We start from the raw sequence: 1,492 nt of genomic DNA on the forward strand, positions 1-1,492 counted from the left end.
GATGCGGCGGTGCCCGCTGTTGTACAGGCGGCCGCAGACGCCGCGCCGGACGACACTATCGAATCCTGTGTTTATCTTCGATTGAGGATGTGCTATGACCCCGTCTGATGTAAAAGCCACGCTATCGTTCAGCGACAATTCGCCGAGCGTCGAACTGCCGATCTACAAGGGCTCGATGGGCCCGGACGTGATCGACATCCGCAAACTGTACGGTCAGACCGGCAAGTTCACGTATGACCCGGGCTTCATGTCGACGGCGGCATGCAACTCGGCCATCACGTACATTGACGGGGATAAGGGCGAGCTGCTCTATCGCGGCTACCCGATCGACAACCTCGCGCAGAACGCCGACTTCCTCGAAACCTGCTACCTGCTCCTGAAGGGCGACCTGCCGAACCAGGCCCAGAAGGAAGAGTTCGTGAAGACCGTCACGCAGCACACGATGGTTCACGAGCAGATGCACTTCTTCTTCCGTGGCTTCCGCCGCGACGCACACCCGATGGCCATTCTGGTCGCGGCAGTGGGCGCGCTCTCGGCGTTCTACCACGATTCGCTCGACATCAATAACCCGCGTCACCGCGACATCTCGGCGATCCGCATGATCGCCAAGCTGCCGACGCTGGTCGCGATGGCGTACAAGTATTCGATCGGCCAGCCGTTCGTGTACCCGCGCAACGAGCTCTCGTACAGCGCGAACTTCATGCACATGATGTTCTCGAACCCGTGCGAAGAGTACAAGGTCAACGACGTGCTGGTGCGCGCGCTCGACCGTATCCTGATCCTGCACGCCGACCACGAGCAGAACGCTTCGACCTCGACGGTGCGTCTGTCGGGTTCGTCGGGCGCGAACCCGTTCGCGTGTATCGCGGCCGGTATCGCGTGTCTGTGGGGCCCGGCGCACGGCGGCGCGAACGAAGCCGCGCTGAACATGCTCGAAGAGATCGGCTCGGTCGACAACATCCCCGAGTTCATCAAGAAGGTGAAGGACAAGAACTCGGGCGTGAAGCTGATGGGCTTCGGTCACCGCGTCTACAAGAACTACGATCCGCGCGCGAAGCTCATGCGCGAAACGTGCCACGAAGTGCTCAACGAGCTCGGCCTGCACGACGATCCGCTGTTCAAGCTCGCGATGGCGCTCGAAAAGATCGCGCTCGAAGACGAATACTTCGTGTCGCGCAAGCTGTACCCGAACGTCGACTTCTACTCGGGCATCGTGCAGCGCGCGCTGGGCATCCCCACGTCGATGTTCACCTGCATCTTCGCGATGGCGCGTACGGTGGGCTGGATTGCGCAGTGGAACGAAATGATCGCCGATCCCGAGCAGAAGATCGGCCGTCCGCGTCAGCTCTTCGTCGGCGAAACGCCGCGCGAAGCGAAGCCGATCGCGCAGCGCTAAGCCGTGCTGTCTTGTCACGCGGCGCGCGGTTTTCGGCGCGCTGCGTGTGAGAAGCAGTAAGAAAAACGCCCCGACGGAGTTGCCCGTCGGGGCGTT

1 protein-coding gene is annotated in these 1,492 nt (G+C 61.7%); it reads left to right on the forward strand.

The window, feature by feature from the left end; translation table 11 throughout:
* The first annotated feature begins 94 nt into the window (after window positions 1–94).
* Window positions 95–1,396, forward strand: a complete 1,302-nt coding sequence (gene gltA, locus U5775_RS38740) for a citrate synthase (protein WP_322063406.1) — start codon at window positions 95–97, stop codon at window positions 1,394–1,396.
* Window positions 1,397–1,492 lie beyond the last annotated feature (96 nt).

The sequence above is a fragment of the Paraburkholderia sp. J63 genome, assembly GCF_905220245.1.
Lineage (GTDB): Bacteria > Pseudomonadota > Gammaproteobacteria > Burkholderiales > Burkholderiaceae > Paraburkholderia.